This window comes from Sulfolobus sp. E5-1-F (genome assembly GCF_009601705.1).
GTDB lineage: Archaea > Thermoproteota > Thermoprotei_A > Sulfolobales > Sulfolobaceae > Saccharolobus.
Map to the genome: position 1 here is coordinate 52591 of NZ_CP045687.1, position 19840 is coordinate 72430.

Annotated in this window: 17 protein-coding genes and 1 pseudogene; 13 read left to right on the plus strand and 5 right to left on the minus strand. The window is 36.0% G+C overall.

Translation table 11 applies throughout. The features are described 5' to 3' along the window. Positions 1–95 precede the first annotated feature (95 nt). Both GFS03_RS00265 and GFS03_RS00270 read left to right on the plus strand, forming a co-directional pair. Positions 96–1020 (plus strand): annotated as a pseudogene (locus GFS03_RS00265) (IS1 family transposase). Between the two features lie 240 nt (positions 1021–1260). Continuing rightward, positions 1261–1857 carry a hypothetical protein gene (locus GFS03_RS00270; RefSeq protein ID WP_153421963.1) on the plus strand — a complete coding sequence of 199 codons (597 nt, stop codon included), beginning with the start codon at positions 1261–1263 and terminating at the stop codon, positions 1855–1857. Here GFS03_RS00270 and GFS03_RS00275 read toward each other — a convergent pair. From GFS03_RS00275 to GFS03_RS00285, 3 genes are all read right to left on the minus strand, one after another. Next, positions 1848–3203, minus strand: coding sequence for a hypothetical protein (locus GFS03_RS00275; protein ID WP_153421964.1), 1356 nt, complete (start codon positions 3201–3203; stop codon positions 1848–1850). The genes GFS03_RS00270 and GFS03_RS00275 overlap by 10 nt on opposite strands. A 30-nt stretch (positions 3204–3233) precedes the next feature. Further along, entirely contained in the window at positions 3234–4211 is a 978-nt protein-coding gene (locus GFS03_RS00280; protein ID WP_153421965.1) for an NAD(P)/FAD-dependent oxidoreductase, read from the minus strand. Positions 4212–4294: 83 nt separating this feature from the next. Then, a complete protein-coding gene (locus GFS03_RS00285; RefSeq protein ID WP_153421966.1) occupies positions 4295–6178 on the minus strand; it encodes a 4Fe-4S binding protein in 1884 nt (627 codons plus the stop codon). A gap of 97 nt (positions 6179–6275) precedes the next feature. Between GFS03_RS00285 and GFS03_RS00290 the strand changes: the two genes are divergently transcribed. Genes GFS03_RS00290 through GFS03_RS00305 form a run of 4 tightly spaced genes read left to right on the plus strand, consistent with a single transcriptional unit; the run spans position 6276 to position 11376 of the window. Next, positions 6276–7004 carry an electron transfer flavoprotein subunit beta/FixA family protein gene (locus tag GFS03_RS00290; RefSeq protein WP_153421967.1) on the plus strand — a complete coding sequence of 243 codons (729 nt, stop codon included), beginning with the start codon at positions 6276–6278 and terminating at the stop codon, positions 7002–7004. Position 7005: 1 nt separating this feature from the next. Next, positions 7006–7869, plus strand: a complete 864-nt coding sequence (locus tag GFS03_RS00295; protein WP_153421968.1) for an electron transfer flavoprotein subunit alpha/FixB family protein — start codon at positions 7006–7008, stop codon at positions 7867–7869. Between the two features lie 25 nt (positions 7870–7894). Next, complete coding sequence (locus tag GFS03_RS00300) at positions 7895–9091, plus strand: acyl-CoA dehydrogenase family protein (protein ID WP_153421969.1); 1197 nt, start codon at positions 7895–7897, stop codon at positions 9089–9091. After that, the gene (locus GFS03_RS00305; RefSeq protein WP_153421970.1) at positions 9088–11376 is read left to right on the plus strand and encodes a xanthine dehydrogenase family protein molybdopterin-binding subunit; all 2289 of its coding nucleotides are present in this window, start codon (positions 9088–9090) and stop codon (positions 11374–11376) included. The genes GFS03_RS00300 and GFS03_RS00305 overlap by 4 nt, the downstream gene beginning before the upstream one ends. Here the strand turns inward: GFS03_RS00305 and GFS03_RS00310 are convergent. Next, the gene (locus GFS03_RS00310) at positions 11360–11608 is read right to left on the minus strand and encodes a hypothetical protein (protein ID WP_153421971.1); all 249 of its coding nucleotides are present in this window, start codon (positions 11606–11608) and stop codon (positions 11360–11362) included. The genes GFS03_RS00305 and GFS03_RS00310 overlap by 17 nt on opposite strands. 66 nt (positions 11609–11674) lie before the next feature. On the opposite strand from GFS03_RS00310, the gene GFS03_RS00315 reads away from it, so the two are divergent. From GFS03_RS00315 to porB, 5 genes are all read left to right on the plus strand, one after another. Then, the gene (locus GFS03_RS00315; RefSeq protein ID WP_153421972.1) at positions 11675–12871 is read left to right on the plus strand and encodes a 4Fe-4S dicluster domain-containing protein; all 1197 of its coding nucleotides are present in this window, start codon (positions 11675–11677) and stop codon (positions 12869–12871) included. 63 nt (positions 12872–12934) lie between these two features. Then, the gene (locus GFS03_RS00320; RefSeq protein ID WP_153421973.1) at positions 12935–13489 is read left to right on the plus strand and encodes a 2-oxoacid:acceptor oxidoreductase family protein; all 555 of its coding nucleotides are present in this window, start codon (positions 12935–12937) and stop codon (positions 13487–13489) included. Further along, entirely contained in the window at positions 13476–13739 is a 264-nt protein-coding gene (locus GFS03_RS00325; protein WP_153421974.1) for a 4Fe-4S binding protein, read from the plus strand. The genes GFS03_RS00320 and GFS03_RS00325 overlap by 14 nt, the downstream gene beginning before the upstream one ends. Further along, positions 13736–14938, plus strand: a complete 1203-nt coding sequence (locus GFS03_RS00330; protein WP_153421975.1) for a transketolase C-terminal domain-containing protein — start codon at positions 13736–13738, stop codon at positions 14936–14938. Before GFS03_RS00325 ends, GFS03_RS00330 begins: the two co-directional genes overlap by 4 nt. Then, positions 14907–15806 carry a pyruvate synthase subunit PorB gene (gene porB, locus GFS03_RS00335; protein WP_153421976.1) on the plus strand — a complete coding sequence of 300 codons (900 nt, stop codon included), beginning with the start codon at positions 14907–14909 and terminating at the stop codon, positions 15804–15806. Before GFS03_RS00330 ends, porB begins: the two co-directional genes overlap by 32 nt. 2 nt (positions 15807–15808) lie before the next feature. Here porB and GFS03_RS00340 read toward each other — a convergent pair whose 3' ends face one another. Continuing rightward, positions 15809–17122 carry a glycosyltransferase family 4 protein gene (locus GFS03_RS00340; RefSeq protein ID WP_153421977.1) on the minus strand — a complete coding sequence of 438 codons (1314 nt, stop codon included), beginning with the start codon at positions 17120–17122 and terminating at the stop codon, positions 15809–15811. 281 nt (positions 17123–17403) lie between these two features. Between GFS03_RS00340 and treH2 the strand changes: the two genes are divergently transcribed. Both treH2 and GFS03_RS00350 read left to right on the plus strand, forming a co-directional pair. Further along, positions 17404–19158, plus strand: coding sequence for an alpha,alpha-trehalase TreH2 (gene treH2 / locus GFS03_RS00345; RefSeq protein WP_153421978.1), 1755 nt, complete (start codon positions 17404–17406; stop codon positions 19156–19158). Beyond that, positions 19158–19691: a hypothetical protein gene (locus GFS03_RS00350; protein WP_153421979.1), complete on the plus strand. Its 534-nt coding sequence runs from the start codon at positions 19158–19160 to the stop codon at positions 19689–19691. The genes treH2 and GFS03_RS00350 overlap by 1 nt, the downstream gene beginning before the upstream one ends. Positions 19692–19840 lie beyond the last annotated feature (149 nt).

Sequence of the window (19840 nt, forward strand, 5' to 3'; positions counted from 1 at the left end):
CTTAATCTAGAGGTAACGACGAAACTAGAATGTACAAAATAGCTTGATAAGCTTTATGTGCGAGAACTGCGAGTTTTTTTGAGCGGGCGAATAGCATGCAGCTCGCAGCTCTCGCACAACTAATACTTTTGATTTTAAGAAATTTAAATCTTAAAAGAAAGTACAAGCTAAAGGAGATTGCACTAGCGTTAGCAGCATACTCCTTGGGAGTTCAGATCACGAAAATAGGAATCCCACCATCAACACTACTTGAGGAAAGTGGGAATAAGGAGGAGAAGGGAGAAAAGGTCAACATGTCCATCATGTAACTCGAATAGGGTAGTCAAGAACGGCTCATCCAGAGGGAAAGAAAAATACAAGTGTAAAGTGTGTGGAAGAACGTTTTACAACACGCTGAAGCACAGAATGGATAGAAAACAAAGGGAGAGAATCTTAAAGGAGTACTTGAACAGGATGAGCATGAGGGCAATATCAAGAGTTGAGGGAAAGCCATTAACTACAGCCTAGTGAAGAGGATCGGAGCTAAGGCCTTCACGAGCTTAATAATATTGAAGAGTCAACTCAAGAGTTTCGTGGCCAAGTCTACAGTGTTTGACGAGTTCTGGACTTATCTTCGTGTTAGGCATGGGAAGGTTAGAGCGGATCTCTGGATTTGGACTGCTCTTTCTGATGGGGTACCTTTTTACGAGTCTGGGGACAGAAGTTATGGAACTTTCCGTCTCCTCTTGAGCTGGCTACCTAGGAGTGGGGTAAACTATACTGATCACTACTGTGTTTATCAAGTTCTTGATAAACGCGTGGCGAGCAAGAGGTACACTTACATTGTGGAGAGTCATAATTCTTGGTGTAGGTCTTGCTAGGTTAGCTAGGGATACTAAGGTTAATAGGAGTCAGAGGATGGTGGAATATAGCTTGGCCTTGTTGAACGTTATGTATCTTCACGTGTTCTCAAGGGAGATAACGCCCTTAAACGAGACTTACTTGAGGACAGTACAGTATATTAGAGACTGTCTGATATAATTTTACTAATAGTTCTCGAATAAGATGACTGCATGAGAACACTCTCATCCTTATTATCCTTAAATGCTATTTTATTACATGGGTTATAGATCTCGTCTTTACCATATTAGGTTACCGAGAGTTTACAGGGGTTATTACTTTTATCTAAAAAGTAGAAAGTATTTATTGTCTAGAAAATACGCCCTAAATTATGCAAAGAAGAGAAGAAAGCTAATATTCTGGTATATCTAGTAGACTTTAATGATATTTAGATATTCTAATGGTACTATAAGCTCAGAAGGTTTAACGTTGTGTAGCGTAAAGGTTGAAAGAAATCAAATCATTGTTGAGGGTAGCTATAATTTGTTGCTAAAACGAAAAGGGTTTAATAGTTATGATGTTTACCAATATAATTCTAAAATTGGTGAAATTAAAAATTTCAATCTACAATATAGTATGTTTAACTTCATTGTGAGTAGACCGCAGTTAGTTGCATTCATGAGAGGATATGAGAATAGCGTAAAAATCTTCACTAGCGCGAATACCGAAGTCGGAGAAATAAAGAGAATTCAAGATGGTTTAGAGGGATATCTAAATGACGCATATGATCCATATATCATCATAATCTACTTATTACTACTTTCGAATTTCTCTAACGCAATGCCATATCCTAGATACAGAAGTTCGAGGATTTCGAAATATAGGGGACTAATTTATTTTATTCCACTATTGTTAATAGTGGTTTATCTTATTCCCCTACCTTACTATATAGATCTTGCCATCTACATAACGTTGTTGATAATATTTTATTACTTCTTTGTAATGAGACGCGTCTATCAGCCACCACGTCAAGTGTAGAGCTCCTCTAATGAATCAATACTCTTCCATCCTTCATCCTTGATTTCCTTAAATGCGCTGTTTATTTGCATAGAATGTATCTTAACATTATCAGTAATATCAATAGTTTTTAGATACTCACTAAATATTTGAAGATCAATCAATGGCTCAGATAGATCTGACTTCTTGAAAACCTTCCCTAGAATACCCTTAGCCCTTCCCTTATAAACTTGAGGCTGCACTACTAGAGTGTTTCCAGTAGTTGTTTTAGCTATTAGGAATGGTACGACTAAAGTGATATCCTCAACTAAATCAAGACTAGTATTATAAAATGATTCCAAATACTTAATGAAGTTCTCAATATCTTCCTTGACCTTACTAGCCCTATTCTTAAAATCATTGGTTATATTATCAAGATCCTTAATTGCTTTGTTTATGTTCTCTATCTCAGAATTTTTACTTGAATATAAAGAATCTAGTTCCTTTCTTAAATTTCTAATCCGCTCCACGTGTTTTCCGATAATTGAATCCTTTACTTGTCTTAATTCATTTAACAGATTTTCAAATTCATTCTTAGAGTTTTCAAATTCATCTCTTCCTACAATTCCCCCTTCATACTTCAAACTTGCAATAATGTGTCTAGTTGTTGTATCGGTGAGTCTGGAGACTTTGGAATTAATCTCATTATTTGTTTCATTATATATCTCGTTATAGACTTTCTGAATCTCGTTATCGATCTCTTTTTTCTTGTTTTCAATTAACTCATTATATTTTTTATTAATCTCATCTAGTTTCCCAGCGTATTCCCTTTTTATCCTCAATCTAGCATCATCGACCTCTTTTAATAGGTTTTCTAACGATGTTATTGTAGATGAAGCTTCAGCCTTTAGGTTAATCAAAGTATCATTAATTACCTTTACATCATGGTCACTAAGTTTGGAATCTAGCATGGATAATTGATAATTTATGTTTGAAGTAGTCTTTGCAACTCTAAGTAACTTACCAATCTCAACATTTAGTAAACCAACTAGCGTTATCTCACTTGAGCTTACACGCTCTAAATTTATCTTCTTCAAACTAGAAACGAACGTTGCATAATCATTTATTGAAGAAAATTGTGAAGCTATATCATTGAATTTTGGGTAGATATACTTTAGTATTCTTGAGGAAGTTCTTAAAGTGCAATCTAAAACTAAAAACCCTTGTTCAGTCTTTTTTATTAGCAATGGCCATCCTATTATTGATGCTCTTGCAACTTTCTCTTTCTTCTCGAGGTCTAAATTCAACAAAGAGATTGCGATTTGTTTATGAAAATTTAACTCATTATAATTCTGATCTACAGCTAAAGGAACAAAATACGTTTGCATCAATAATATTTAAAAGATAAAGATAAAAAGTTAGAGCCTAAAGCTAACCTTCTTCTTTTCAGCTTTCCAATCAACGTTAACTGGTGGGAGACCTTTCTTACTTCTAATGTAATTATAGGCTGACAACGCAGCCTTAACTCCCTCAGCTGCAGCTACAACTGCTTGCTTATATGGAGTTTGAGTAACATCTCCCGCTGCAAATATTCCCTCTCTACTTGTTCTTCCTAACTCATCGATAACTATCTCGCCTTTTTCATTTAACTCAATAAACCCTTTTAGAAACTCAGTTTTCAAGACATAACCCATCTCAATTATTACACCATCAACTCTCAACGGTATTATCTCATCCCCCTTCTTTAACACAATCTCCTCGACCTTATTGTTGCCTCTTATTTCTAAAACTTTTGAAGATGTAAATATTTTAACGTTAGGCTTATTTAATATATTCTTTACTATCTCTTCCTCACCAGCCAGATAAGAAGATGAGGTAATATAATATGCTGGGTTTGCGTAATTTGACAATAATTCTATAGCTTCTATTCCAGGCTCGCCTTCACCTACCACTGCTGCTGGTCTACCTTTAAAGAACGCAGCATCACATATTGCACAGTATGATACTCCCTTTCCTTTAAACTCCTGCTCTCCAGGAACATTAATTTCTCTTGGAGTTTTACCAAAAGCTAAAATTACAGTCCTTCCAGCATATTCACCTTTAATTCCCTTTATTATGAATAAATCAGACTCTTGTATAATCTCCTTAACTTCTTCTCCATAAATGAATTCTGCTCCAAACTTCTTAGCTTGCTTCTCAATTTTTTGTGCTAAGCTCAATCCTCCAGTTGATTCCACTCCGGGATAGTTTTCTATTAAATCTGTTAATGTTAATTGGCCTCCAAGATCTTTTGAAAGTACTAGCGTTGATAGTTTTTGTCTAGAAGAGTATAATGCTGCACTTAACCCAGCAATTCCTGCTCCAACTATTATTGTATCATATATCTTTAACGGCATACTATATCTCTTTTATACTTTATATAATAAAAAGTTATCTTTTGATAGTCTGTAAATAAGTTAAGTATGAATAAAAAATGTTCTTAGTGTTTAAATCTCTCCTTTATCCACTGCCTTACATCGTAAAAATAAATGTTGTCGTATGGGCATGCGTTAACACATTCACCTATTCCAACGCACTTAAATGACTTAAACTCACCTTTCTTTATAAACCATCCTCTCATATCTGTAATTCCAACTGGACAAGCAAATGCACAGTCGACTGTCTTGCAGTTGACGCAGATCATCGGATCCTTAACTTTTAGCCTAAATAAACCTACACTACTAACGGCCTGATTAAAAACACCCCAATAACAATATCCAGTAGTAACACATGCGAATGTACCTAGGAATGGTATAGAAATAAATAAGAGATACCAAATTACATCGAACCATACGAAATAAATTAGAAACGTAATATCAGTACTAAATATTGTAAAACTAATTATACCTAAGGAATTAAGGTAGGATATAATTGCAGCTATTAATACTACTATCGAAACACTGAGTGTTATCACTTTAACCCAATCTGGTCTTCTTGACGTCATTAGCTTCCTCCCTACCTTCGAGGTTCTATTATAAACCTTGAGTGAATCATAAAAAGTACCTTGATACATTAGGGGGGCAGTGCAGGTTATGGCACATAAATTTCTAGACCCAAATAAGAAAGAGAGAACTGCGTAAATCACATAAGTTCCTATAAGCCCTAAGAGTACGGAATTTGAAACTCCTCCCAAAGTTCCTATACCCATTGACCACATATATGGTATGTAGGGTAAATGGTCTGAAAGGGGGCTGAACATCGGAATGTAGATAGTATATAACGCATAAGCTAGGATCATTAAACCCATTCTAACCTTTACTTCCTTAACTCTCATTTCTAACATTTTCTTAAACGCTAAGAATCCCATCTCTATTCCCATCATTATCAAAAACCAAATTGAACCTAGAACCGATCCAACTATATCTATGAAATCCCATAATACATTTATTGGATTTGTAAAAGGTTGCCACGGTAGTGTCAGACTACTTAAAAACCCAGAAACCCTAGGAGAAAAAACTCCTTCAACGAAATCCAGTACCCCTCCCATGAAGAATTCCATAATGAATGTGAGGAAAATTATTGTAAACGCCAATAGAGGATTTCTAGCGTAATTCCCTTTTCTTGGGTTTGGTCCAGCCAATGCTCTGTAAACGAACCACATCATTCCTATTATCATAGATATATCGAAAACTAGTAAGGTATTATAGAGAAAGAAGACAAACTCCCCTATCATCATCAGTGTGAAAATAGAGGTTAATTCAATTGCTGTAAAGGTTTCTTGGGAAGCTCTTAGTCTCTGTGTGTATAGAGAATCATAAATTAGTATTGTATCCCCAATCATTATGATGGCGGAGAGCCATATTGGTAAATTTACTGAAGGAAATACTTGGGGAAACCAAGGCATTAGGAGTAATAAACCAATTAAATAGTTCCTCAACGTTTTATCCAGATTTCTGAAAGAGAGAATTAGTGTAAACGCCATTTCTATTATCATTACGCTCACGAAGTATAAGTTGCCAACAGACGTATCTATATTAGCCGGAATTGAGATTTGTAAAGTGTAAATAAGTGCCCCCATTGCCATTTCAGAAATTACCATAATTAGCGTAAAAACACCGAATACTACTTGTCTCCTTTTAACTTCCTTCACGTTAAGTAGTGCATATAATCCGAAAATCATGTATGCAGAGTTAGTTATTAGAAAGTAGAACGGATTATTATTGATTAGATATAAATATGCACCTATGTTCATTGTTAGCATCATTCCTTCAACGTACAGTGCTAATAGCACTCTCCTTGTTGATCTCCACTTTTCTACTTCGTAAATTACGTAAAACATCACTAGAAGCATAGTGACAGTGATTATTATTGGAAGCAAGAACATGATATCACATAATCTTTCTTTTTAACGCTAAAAAGTTTTGCTTAAAATATTAGAAATTGTGACTAGTTTTATAAATAGTCAATCTGAAGAATAAAATATGAATATTGTTGTTGGCTTTAAGATAGTTCCCGACGATCAAATGATTAAGGTTGTGGGGGATAAACTAAACATCGATGCTCCATTGAAGGTAAGCACGTATGACAAGAACGCGATTGAAGAGGCCGTAAGGTTAAAAGAGAAATTTGGGGGTAAGGTTATGGGGATCACAGTAGGTAATAACGATAGAAAAAGTATTAGGGAAGCTTTAGCTATGGGAGTGGATGAGGTAATAACTATCTTAGTTAAAGACCCAGACGTCTACGTTACTGCTATGGCTATAGCTGAAAATGTGAAAAACCTAAATCCTGATATAGTATTATTTTCAGAAATGACGACTGATAGTGGAACTTCCGCCTTACCAGCTTACGTTTCAGAGCTTCTTGGTTTGCCTTACATTTCTAACGTAAAATCACTAAAAATTGAAGGAAATAAGGTCACAGCGGATAGGGGAATGGTAAGTTACATTGAGACTGTTGAAGCAAGCCTACCTTTAGTTGTAAGTGTTGGTGGTGAAATAAATACTCCTAGAATTCCAAGCGTTAAACAAATCATGGAATCCTCTAAGAAGCCAGTTAAGGAAGTTAAATTTGATGCACAGTCTAAGGTTAGAATAAAGGAAATTAAGCCAATGATTGTAAATAGAAAGAGAATAGTTATTGAGGAAAGCGACATAAATAAAGCGGTTGATAAATTAATTGAATATTTAAAGTCTGACGGGGTGATCTAATATGAAAGCTGTAGTGTTCTCGGAAAGTCCAGTATTCTTTAAAATGGCTTCAGCTGTTGCTCAAAGTTTCGGAGGAGAAGTAATAGGAATATCTAATAACGAGAACGTTAAGTTTGTAAATAAACTATATGTCGTTGATAAAATTGATGAAGATGGTATTGTAGATTTGATATCTTCACTTTCTCCGGACGTAATACTAACTGGAAATGTTAGAAGGGATAGAGCAATAGCTGGAAGAGTAGCGGGAAGGTTAAAGTTACCTATAGTTACTGACGTAGTCTCACTAAAGGTTGAAGAGAATAAGATTACGTTAAATAGGGTAGCGTATAGTGGAATGGGGCTAGTTACTCTAGAGAGTGAACTTCCAATTGTTATAACTGTTGCAAATACACAATTACAACCTAAGGAACTTCAGCCTAGCGTAGAGAAGGTTCAATTGAAAGAGGGTAGAGTTAAAATTATCGGTAGGAAATCCACTTCCTCCGGAGTTAATTTAGCTACCGCAGATATTGTAGTTGGTGTTGGAAGAGGAATTGGATCTAAAGAAAATGTAAAATACGCTGAGGAATTAGCGAACGCATTAGGTGGTGCAGTAGGTGGGAGCAGGCCGGTAGCTGCTGAGCTTAACTGGGTTCCAGAGGATAGGCAAATAGGTTTATCTGGTTTAAGAATCAGACCCAAATTATATATAGCCTTGGGAATATCTGGTCAGCCTCAGCATATAGCTGGTATAAGGGATTCGAAAATTATAGTTGCCGTTAATACTGATAAGAATGCACCGATACTTGAAAACGCAGACTACTTGGTTGTAGGGAATGCAGTTGAGTTCTGTAAAGCTATGGTGAGTAAGCTAGGGAAAAAATAATAATGATAAAACCTATTTTATTTTTATGGTATTTCCTTTTAAGTCGCTAGAGGATTTTAAAGTAGAAATAACCCAAGATCATGAGTTGTTAAGAAGTGCAGTTAGAGATTTTGCTGAAAATGTACTGGCAAAGTATGTTGAGAAAGGTGAAAAAGAATTAGATATCCCTTTAGAGGCTAAGCGAAAGGCTAAGGAAATAGGTCTATATGGCTTATTTGCAAGCCAGGATTTAGGAGGACAAGGAGCAGATTATTTATCGTTACTTACGGCAACAGAGGAATTAGCTAGAATTTGGCCTTCATTTAGCACATTTTTGTTAATAAATTGGATGTTCATTTATGCATTATCTAGATTTGGAAGCGAAGAATTAAAGAAAAAATATGTTACACCAGTAGCTAATGGTGATAAAGTAGCTGCATTTGCTGTTACTGAACCAGTTGCTGGTTCAGACGTGGCTGGTATAAAGTCAACGGCAAAGAAACTAGATGGGGAATACGTAATAAATGGAAGAAAGATTTTCATAACTAATGGCGACATCGCTGATTATTACTTAATTGCAGTTAGGACATCACCTCCAGATTCCAAGGCTAGATGGAAAGGTATATCAATGTTTGTTGTAGAGAAAGACGCTGTAAAACCAGTAAGCAGAATAGAGACTACTGGGTTAAAGTCCTCTCATACTGCTGAAATCGTGCTTGAAGACGTGAAAGTACCCTCTGAAAATCTACTGGGAGAAGAAGGTAGTGGATTTAAATATGCAGTAAGTTCTTTTGATTTCGCTAGGACAATAGTAGCTTCACAAGCCTTAGGAATTGGGCAAGCTGCATTGGAGAAAATGATAAATTATTCACTTCAAAGAACTGCATTCGAAAAGAAACTAGCTGAATTTCAATTGGTTCAAACCAAAGTTTCTGAATCGTTAGCGGATTTAGAAGTAGCTAGATTAATAACGTATTGGGCAGGGACGCTGTTTAAGAATGGTAAAGAAAACGAATATGTAATAGCCGCGTCATTAGCGAAATTCATATCTACCGAATCTGCTGAAAGAATCATATTAAGGGCCATGAGCGTATATGGTGGTTATGGTGTTACCACCTCGACTGGACTGGAGAGAATGTTAAGGGATTTACAAATTATGAAAACATATGAGGGGACAAACGATATTCAGAGGATAAGTGCAGCGAGATTCCTCTACAACAAATTCATTGGTTATAAGGTGTGACCTTGTATATTGGTAGTCCAGTTAAGAGAGTCGAAGATCTACGATTTTTAACTGGAAGAGGTAGATATATTGACGACATCTACTTACCTAATATGTTATACATGGCAGTATTAAGGTCGAATTATTCCTGGGCAAAATTCAAGATTGATCCTAAGAGAGCTGAGGAAAGAGGTTTCAACGTAATAACATTTGAAGATACAAAGGAATTTTCGTCATTACCTAATTTTTTCGTGCCTGATCCTAAAAAAGTACCCAAGGAATATATTTTAGCTAAAGAGGAGGCAAAGTATTTTGGAGAACCAATAGCATTAGTATTAGGTAAGGATAGATATGAGGTTTATGATGCGTTAGAACTAATCGATGTAGATTATGAGCCTAGAGAGCCGATAACTGATCCATTTAAGGCAATGGATCCTAACTCACCTACTTTACATAAAGAACTTGAGTCTAACATCGTATATAGTGATATTTTCGAATATGGAGAAGAACCAAAGGACTATAGCTACGTGAAGAAGACGTTTAGATATAATAGAGTTTTACCGGCGCCTCTTGAAACCAATGGAGTAGTTGCCGATTATGATAAGATAAGCGGAAACTTAACAATATATGCAAACACGCAAGTTCCACAAGTCTTTAAGACGGCCTTGAGTATTATCTTCAATATTCCTAGATCTAAGGTCAGAATAATTGTCCCAGACTCTGGAGGAGGATTTGGCGGAAAAATCTTCCTAAAACCTTTAGCTATGACCGCATTAGCTTCTATAATAACTGGAAGGCCGGTAAAATATATAGAGACCCGGTATGAACATATAACCTCTGCAATCCACGGACCGGATAGACATTACACTGCTAAGATATTATATAGAGGAGATGAGTTGATAGGAATGGTAGTTGACCTAGTAGAGGATTTTGGAGCATATTTACATACTTATCAACCCTTACCAATTCTCAGACAAATATATCAATTAGTTGGACCATATAAGATGAAATATCTTAAGTTTAAAGTATCTGGAGTGGTTACGAATAAACCTCCAACCGGAGCGTATAGGGGACTGGGAATTCCACCAGCAGTACTAGTATTAGAGAATCTCGTGAAAAGTGTTTCTAAAATAAGTGGAATTGATGAGATAGAGTTAAGAATGAAAAATCTCATTGACAAACTTCCTTATGAACACATAACAGGGGCAATATATGATAGTGGAAATTACAGAGAGGCATTAAAGAAACTTGTTAGCCAACTGGAGGTAAAGGACAAGGATAAGTACACAGGGGTCGGTATAGCTTTCGCATTAGAACCTGGATCTTCATTAGCTTTCCAAACATTAGTTGTCAACAAGCCTAGGACACCATACTATGAAGGAGTGTATATGAGGATAGATAGCGGAGGTGACATTACAGTATTTCTCTCAACTAATACTATGGGTACAGGGCATGAAACTAGTATATCCCAAGTAGTTGCTGATACTTTGGGTACTTCTATTGATGACGTAAAAGTCATCTTAGGTGATACTGCAGGTCCTCCAGGGACTGGATTTTATGGTAGTAGATTCTCAGTAGTTGGTATTTCAGCTGTTTACGCTGCTGCCCTCAAATTAAAGGAAAAAATGAGAGAGTACTTAGCTAAAATGTTTAACGTAGAAAAGGATGAGGTTAAAATAGATAATGGAATAGTGAAAGTAGGCAGCAAATCGTTCACTTTTAAGGAAGCCGTTAATATGGTGTATAATAGATCGTACTTAATAGGGGACGAAATAGGATTAGACGCTTCGGTTACTATCAACTCATATAATGTGAACGTTGCTGATGATAAGAGAAGAGTCAATTTCTCTACAACCTATGGTGTTAACGCACATGGTGTGGTAATTAAGGTCGATAAGGATACTGGATTTATAAAAATACTTAAGTACGTGGTATTGAGCGATTGTGGAAATATGATAAACCCTATGATAGTAGATGGACAACTAATGGGAGGTACTACAATGGGGATAGGAGCATCACTCTTAGAGAAAGTTGAATATGATGAAAATGGAATTCCAAAGCAAACTTCTTTTGCTGATTATTGGATTCCCTCAGCAGAAGAGGTGCCTAAATTCGAGATCCAACATATGATAACTCCTTCACCTTTTACTCCGCTAGGCACTAAAGGTGTAGCGGAGGGAGGAGCTACGGTACCCCCAGCTGCTATCCTTAATGCCTTAGAGGATATATTAAAGAAGCCAATTGATAGAGTTGAAATTCCAATAACTCCAGAGTATGTCTTACAATTAATTAACGACATGAGCTAGTTATTGCATTCAATATTTCCTCTTCTTTTCCCTTCCCTTTACCCAGAGTAACGTATTCAATAACCTCGCTAATCAGCTGTTTCAAAGTATCTTCATCTTCATTACAAAATCTATTCTTCATTTCAGGATCACTAGTCAATTTTTCCTTTACGAAATCATTAATCGAATTATGTTCTATTACCTCTCTTATGAAATTCCGCATTAGTGCGTATTTGTAAAATGGTGTTTCCATAAAATTTAATCAATTTATATCGATATAAAGCTAATGTTATTAACCTATTTTACGAGATAATAACATATGGAAAGAAAACTAGGATTTATATTTGATCATAATAAGTGCATAATCTGTAACGCTTGTGTTGATGCTTGCAATAAAGCTTATGGTAACCTTAACTGGAGAAGCCTAATTGTGATGCCATATGGCGAGGATAAAACAGCGCTTTCGATTGCTTGTAACCATTGTGATAATCCAACGTGTATGCAAGTATGCCCCGCTAATGCGATTGAAAAGAACGAAATGGGGATAGTCAGAATAAGAGATGATAAATGTATAGGATGCGGATTCTGTACGTGGGCTTGCCCATATGAGGCTTTAAAATTCAATAATGAAGGGATCATGACTAAATGTAACTTCTGCTATGGTCGTTTAGTAGAGGGAAAGGGTATACCATATTGTGTTGAGGCTTGCCCCACTGGAGCACTAGCTTTTGGTTGGATAGAGAAAGGAGAGGCAGAAGTGGGTTATCTCCCACCCTCAGAAATAACTAAACCAAGGATAGTCATAAAACAGCCAGAAGTTAATGAGGGACTTAAAGCAAATGTATTACATACTAAAAAGGAGGAGAATTACTTAGGCCTATTAGCTTTTACGATTGGAAGTGAATTCGCGTTAGGATATTCTCTCTTTAAATTACCATTCTGGAGCATTGTAAGCGTTATCTTACTAGTAGCTTCCTTACTATTGTCCGTAAATCACGCTAGGAGAACCGATAGGTTTTACAGAGTTATTTATAACCTGAGGACTTCTTGGTTAAGTAGAGAAGTATTATTTTCATCGTTATCTATACTATTCTATATTTTAAGCATAGCCAAACCTATATTTTATTATCCTGCAATAGTATTCATAACCGCTGGAGTTATCTCCAGTATTATGATTTATATGTTGAAAAGTAGACCATCATGGTATAAGGCTGATACGCCAGTTTCCTTCATTGGAAGTATCTTTACAATGTCTTTACCAATTGTGTACTTTTTAACTCACAACCTAATAACTATTATTCCATTAGTGATAATATTAGCCATAGAAATAATCTCTAATCACACAAGGTCTAAAGTTAGAATGAGCCTTAACATTGCTTCGATTGTCATCTCGTTAATTTCTCTCTTGATACCTGAAATTATCATTATAGGTGAAATTATGAATATTGTTTCTGAAACCATACATAGGAAAGAATTTTATGAAAAAGTTATATATTATGGCTTGCCTAAAGTTTAAACATTTTTCATAGTTAGTTTTTTAAATGATGAAGAGTATACAGTTCTAATAGGTGGTCATTTATTGCTCGAAATAAGGTTCCACGGTAGAGGTGGGCAAGGTGTTGTAACGGCTTCTCAATTATTAGCTGAAGCTGCAGGATATGAAAACCTTTATACTTCTTCTTTTCCCATTTATGGAGCAGAAAGGAGAGGTGCAGAAATAGAGGCGTATTGTAGAATATCCGATAGCCCAATCAGAGTGACTTCCCCGGTAGAAGAACCAGATTACTTGGTAGTAATAGATAATTCCCTTCTCCGAATATCAAAGAATTTATTCAGAGGACTAAAAGCTACTTCCTCAATAGTGTTAAATTCACCTTTCAAGCCAGATCTTAACTGGAAAACTTTTCACGTTAATGCAACCAAAATTGCAACAGATTTAGGCCTAGTAAAGTCGGGATGGCCAATGGTGAACGTGATCATCTTAGGAGCTTTAATAAAGGTAATGGGTATACCTAAATTGTCTTCACTTGAGCAAGCAATAGAAGAAGAATTTGAAGGCAAAATAGCTGAACTTAACATAAAAGGTGCAAGATTAGCCTATGAACAAGTTGGTGTTGAGTATGTCACTGCTTGAGTATCAATACTTTCCAGTAACTAGACCCAATAAAGGTGCTGGAGGAAAAACTGGAGCATGGAGAATAGTAAAACCCGTTGTTGATTATAATAAATGTATAGGCTGTAAAGCGTGTTTTATGTTTTGCCCGGAATCTACTATAATCCCAAGTAATGGTAAAGTAAGAGTTGATTATGAGTATTGTAAAGGCTGTGGAGTTTGCGCAAATGTATGCCCAGTTAAGGCTATAAGTATGGTGAGTGAGCAATGATTAGAAAAATTATTTCTGGAAATGAAGCTGTAGCATTAGGTGTGAAACTAGCTAGAGTAGGCGTTACTGGAATTTACCCAATAACACCACAAACTACGATAATTGAGAAATTGGCTGAGATGAGAGCTAAGGGTGAGATTGAAACCGAAATACTGAGAGTTGAAAGTGAACATTCTGCAATGGCAGCAACATTTGGTGCTGCCTTAGGTGGCGTTAGGGCTTTTACTGCTACTGCGTCACAAGGCCTCCTTTACATGCATGAAATGGTATGGTGGGTAGCTGGAAGTAGAGTACCAGTTGTAATGGTTGTAGGTACTAGAGCTGTAGGTGCTCCTTGGAACATTTGGAATGAACATACTGACTTTACAAGTGAGAGGGATAGTGGATGGATAATGGCATTTGCATCTAATCCACAAGAAGCGTTAGATTTAACCTTGCAAGCATTTAGGATTTCAGAGGATGAGAGAGTATTCTTGCCAATGATGGTCGGTATGGATGGATTTATCCTTTCCCATACTAAGACTAACGTACTAATACCCGATCAAGATCAAGTAGATGACTTCTTACCTCCAAGAAGGCAACCGTATGTGATAGATCCAGAAGATCCAATAGGAATGGGTAATATATTTCCTCCTGAGGGTTATATGAGACTTAGAGAATCAATAGATTCAGCGCTAAGAAATTCAGAGGATGTAATAAAGGAAATAGGAAGAGAATACAATAAGAAAATTAATCCACTGGGAGATTATTCCACTCTAAACGTATCGTATAAACTAGAAGATGCTGATTACGCAGTAGTTTTAATGGGAGCTTGGGCAGGGGACGCAATGGAGGCTGTGGACACATTAAGGGAGAAGGGGATAAAAATAGGCATGTTAAGAATAAGGTATCTTAGACCTTGGAGTGAGAAAGAGATAAGAAGTGCACTAAAGGATAAAAAGGCGGTCCTAGCGTTAGATAGGAGTACGAGCTTTGGCAGAGGTGGAGGTCCGCTTTATGTTGAAATAAAGTCTACAATCTCGGATGTTGTACCACAAATAAAAGGTGTAGTAAGTGGATTGGGTGGTGTTACAGTTAACAAAAGCGATCTCGTATATATATTTAACAAGTTTGTAGAAGGCCTAAAGGATGACGTAATTTGGTATTATCCAAAGGAGGTAGGGAAAATTGAGCTTAGGACTCCGAGAGATATTGAATAAGCATAATGGTATCTTATCAGGGACTTCAGCTTGCCCTGGCTGTCCAGAAAATATGGCAATGAGAATGCTAGGAATGGGATTAGGTAAAGATGTAGTTCTAGTAGTAGTTGCTGGATGTTCCTCGGTAATACAAGGAAATGCGCCTTATAACGCTTACAACTTCCCTACAGTTAACGTTGCTTTTGCAGCTGGCCCAGCTACAGCAGCTGGTTTGGCTAGGGCGTATAAACAAAGAGGTAAAAACGCCACTGTAGTGGTTTGGGCTGGAGATGGAGGAAGTGCTGATATAGGATTCGCATCCCTAAGTGGCGCTGCTGAGAGAAATGATAATATACTCTACCTTACTGTGGACAACGAGGCATATATGAATAGTGGAGGGCAGAGAAGTGGATCGACTCCCTTTGGAGCTATAACTACTACAACTCCAGAAGGAAAAAAGGAAAATAAGAAAAATTTGCCATTATTGATGATAGCACATAACGTACCTTATGTAGCTACTGCATCTGTAGGATATCCACATGATTATATAGAGAAGTTGAAAAGAGCTAAGCAAGTTGAAGGTTTCAGATACGTTCACGTCCTAACTCCAGATCCTTACGGTTGGTTATTCGATCCTTCAAAAACTGCAGAAGTGGCAAAATTAGCAGTACAGACTTGTTATTGGCCCCTCTTTGAATACTATAATGGAAAATTAAATATTAGTCCAGAAAGTCTACATTGCCTTGACAAAAGAACTAGAAGACCTGTAAGGGACTTTCTAAGTATTCAAGGAAGATTTAAGAGATTAACTGAGGATCAAATAAAGATTTTAGAGCAATATATAGACAGTGTGTGGGAGAAGTTAAAATCGATGCTCGATAATCAGTAACACTACTTCTTATATTCTTCTGACGCTAGTTCAAATGCTTCTCTCAATTCATTTAAAGCATTACCTACCGAGCACTTCTTAACAGTTTCTTGTCCTAGTGATCCAACCTTCTCATCCTTTAATGCTAACTTAAGTTTCTCAGCTAATTCCTCAACATTTCCTGATTTAAATACGAAACCGTTACCTCCTTCTATAATAAGTTCACTAACTCCAGCACCACTACTTACGACTGCAGGTTTTCCATAAACCCATCCTTCACATACTGCTAGGCCAAATCCCTCTATTCTAGAAGGTAAAAGAACCACGTTAGACCTTTGATAAAGTGTAAATAATTCTTCATCTGGCACATATCCGGTAAATATAACCTTGTTTTCTACTCCTAAGCTTTTCGCTAATTCCTTTAATTTACTTACCCACATGCTTCCCTTATCATGCCCTAGGGTCCTACTAGTAAAACTACCATCTCCAGCTAGTACTAACTTAGCGTCCACATTCTTTATTGCGGATATAGCTAAATCTTGGCTTTTCATTGGATCCATTCTCGCAACAACTAAAACTACTTTATCATCACTCTTTAATCCATATTTATCCTCTACGTATTGGATCTCTTTTTTCCCAGCCGTCTTATAGGCGGAAGGATCTATAAATGGGTAAATCTGTTTAACTTTGACTTCAGCTCCGGTTCTTACTAGTCCTTCCAGATCCCTTTTTGTACTTAAGATTACCAAATCGAAACTCTCAAATGCTTTAATCAGAAATTCCCTTAATTTTTTACTTAGATTTTCTGGAACAAAAGGTATATGGTACCATAGAACTGCTGGAGCAGAAGGCCCAATTATTCCTCCTACTAATAACTGTTGAAAGTCATTTATAAAATAGATATCAGTATCTTTGTAAAATTCCAATAATTTCTGAGCTGAAAGCCAATTATAGTTAGCATAAGCTATATACTCTTCTCCTACAAGTTCGTATTTACCTAATCCGTGAGCTTCATTATATAGACCCTCTTTAAATCTAGTATAATTCGCTAAAGATTTAGCTTCTAAATCTACGAAATGAACTTCAGTACCACTCATTTTTACTGATGGAGGATATCCTGGTCCTAATGAGACCCATCTAGATTTCGAGAAGGCATTAGCATTTATGAGACTCAACATCATTTTCGCAACACCTCCAACTGAGATGTGGTAATCCTCATTACTCAGTAAACTAAGGTCTATTGGAAGCTCCAAGTAACCATACTTCTCCAATAAATCTCTATACGTTAATGTAAATCTTATTGGGGGTGTTTGGGTATTAATAGCAACGCTAAACATACTATTCTCTATTCACATTTATTCATATATGTTTATCTTGAAATAAGGGCTAATTAATATACAAAATCTATACCTACTATTTTTTCTAAATTTAATGAGAGTCCACTAGAAGCTTAATGTTACGGCCGAAAGCCTTACCTACAGGGTATAGGTGAATTCTGTGCTCATCGTTTTTAATACTGCATGTAATTCATGAAAATTTTGCTACTATTTGCTGTAAGACATCCAACTATTAGACACTTGGGACTAAAATTTTTTAGGGAAAACTCTCTACTACTCGTGTGATAAGATATTACGAATTTCTTTCCAATGGCATTACGTCAGCTTTAGTAAAAGACGGTAGTGTTGAATGGTTACCATTACCTAGATTTGATTCTTCATCAATTTTCACAAAAGTTTTAGATGAAGAGCGAGGAGGATATTTCAGTATAAAGCCGGTAGATGAAAAATACGAGATAATCGATGAGGATTACATTGAAAATACGTTGATCTTAAGAACTATATTCAAAACTGAGAAAGGTAAGGCCAAAATACTAGACTTCTTGCCCTTATCGTTATCGGGTATTATACGAATATATGAGAGTGAAATAGATTTAAAAGTAGATATAAAGCCGTTTTTTGAATATGGCCTTATAGCACCAGCTATAATCAAAGCTAAAAGGGGACTGATATTTAGAAATCCTAAATCTAAAGAAGGTATAGAAATATTAATAGGAGGTGAATATGTATCTCTCGATGATACTGAGTTCGTTTTGAAGAAAGGTAAAGGTTATATATACTTACTTTACTCTAAGGACTTACGATATGGCCTTTTCAGTAATAAGGGCTTTGTATATTCAGAGCCATATGAAGCCCTAGATAAGGCTATAAAATATTGGAGAAGAAAACTGGAGAGTGCCAGAAAGGTTAACATATATAAGGATGCGTATTATAGGTCGTTATTGGTACTTCTTGGCTTAATTTATGAGCCATCCGGAGGAATCATAGCAGCTCCAACTACTTCTCTTCCAGAAGTAATTGGTGAATCAAGAAATTGGGACTATAGATATGTATGGATTAGAGATGCTTCATATTCCGCTGAGGCACTAATAAAGGCAGGATTATTAGTAAAGGCCAGGGATATAATAAGCTTTCTAACTGCAATGGTAGATCCCTCATCTAAGAGTTTTGATCATCCACTTTATACAATAGATGGAACTGCGCCACCAGCAGAGGAAATTCTAGATTGGCTTAAAGGTCACAAGAAATCGTCACCAGTTAGAGTTGGAAATGCTGCTTATATGCAAATACAAATGGACGTTGAAGGTGCGTATATGAATGCATTATATGAATATTATAATGCCAGCAAGGATTCGAGATACGTTAACGAAATATGGTGGGCTGTAGAAGCAATAGCCGAATGGACTAAGAAGAGTTGGAGATGGAAAAGTACGGATTTGTGGGAACAAAGAGGAGTAGAGGAACATTTCACACATACTAAGGTTATGAATTGGGTAGCACTTGATAGAGCCAGTAAACTCGCAAGGGAATTAGGATATGTAAACGAGGCTGATGAGTGGATTAGTGTAGCTGAAGAAATCAGAAAGGATATCCTAAGTAATGGATATTCGGAAAAATTAGGTTACTTTACGAGGTATTATGGAAGCGATTCAGTAGATTCTGCATTACTTACTTTACCATTATACGGCTTTATAGATGCTAAAGATCCTAGATTTTTAAAGACGCTTGAGAAAATTGAGAAAGATTTGATGATTTCAAGTGGTTTGTTGTTAAGATACAAGGATGACTTTATGGGAAGTGTTAAGCATCCTTTTACCTTAGTATCAACATGGTTAATTAGGGTTTATATCAAGTTAGGAGAAATAGATAAAGCGAAAAAAGTAATTGAGAAACTAATAAGTTGTTCTACATCATCATTATTACTAGCTGAACACTTAGATCAGAATACTTGTGAACCTAGGGGAAACTTTCCTCAAGCATTTCCCCATGCAGGTTTAGTAATGGCCATAGTAGAACTAGAAGAGAGGTTAGCTTGATGAACAGATTACAACAACTATTGAAAGAGGCTTTAGATGAGATTGAAGTATATGGATCTTGGACTTCTCTTTATTACATCTTAAAGTTGTTAGTGGAAAGTGAAGCAGAAAAGCTATGCAGAGAACAAGAGATAATTTATCACATGACTGTTGATTCGCTGACGTTATTTACAATATACAAATACGGTGAAGGAATTGACAAAACTAGACTTTTCGTGCTTTCATTTTTACTCTACGACTATTTATCTAGACATTATAACTTACAAAATCCAATTTTCTCAATCAAATGGAATAAAAGATACTTCATATATAGTCCGAGGATAGATTCTCGTTTGCATAGCTTATCAAAGAGAGGTCTACTCATAAAAAAGAATAAACTATACTATCTAACTCAGTTAGGTATAAGTGAAGCTGAAAGTATAAGTATAGGAAAAAAGGATAGCATGAAAGTCGACAGTATTGTAGCAAGTTTAAAATCTCTAAGGAAAGTTAAGGATATAAAAATATTTATAAGAAAATATCTTATTGGATAAGAAGAGAAAATTTTAATGATACTCCTGCGACGTAAGTAAATTAAATTCGTCATCTAAATTAATTGCTATAATAAATCCTTTGATCCTTTTGTAAATTCACTTTATACTTTCCTTAATATCTATTATTTATTTTGTTTTTATGTCATATT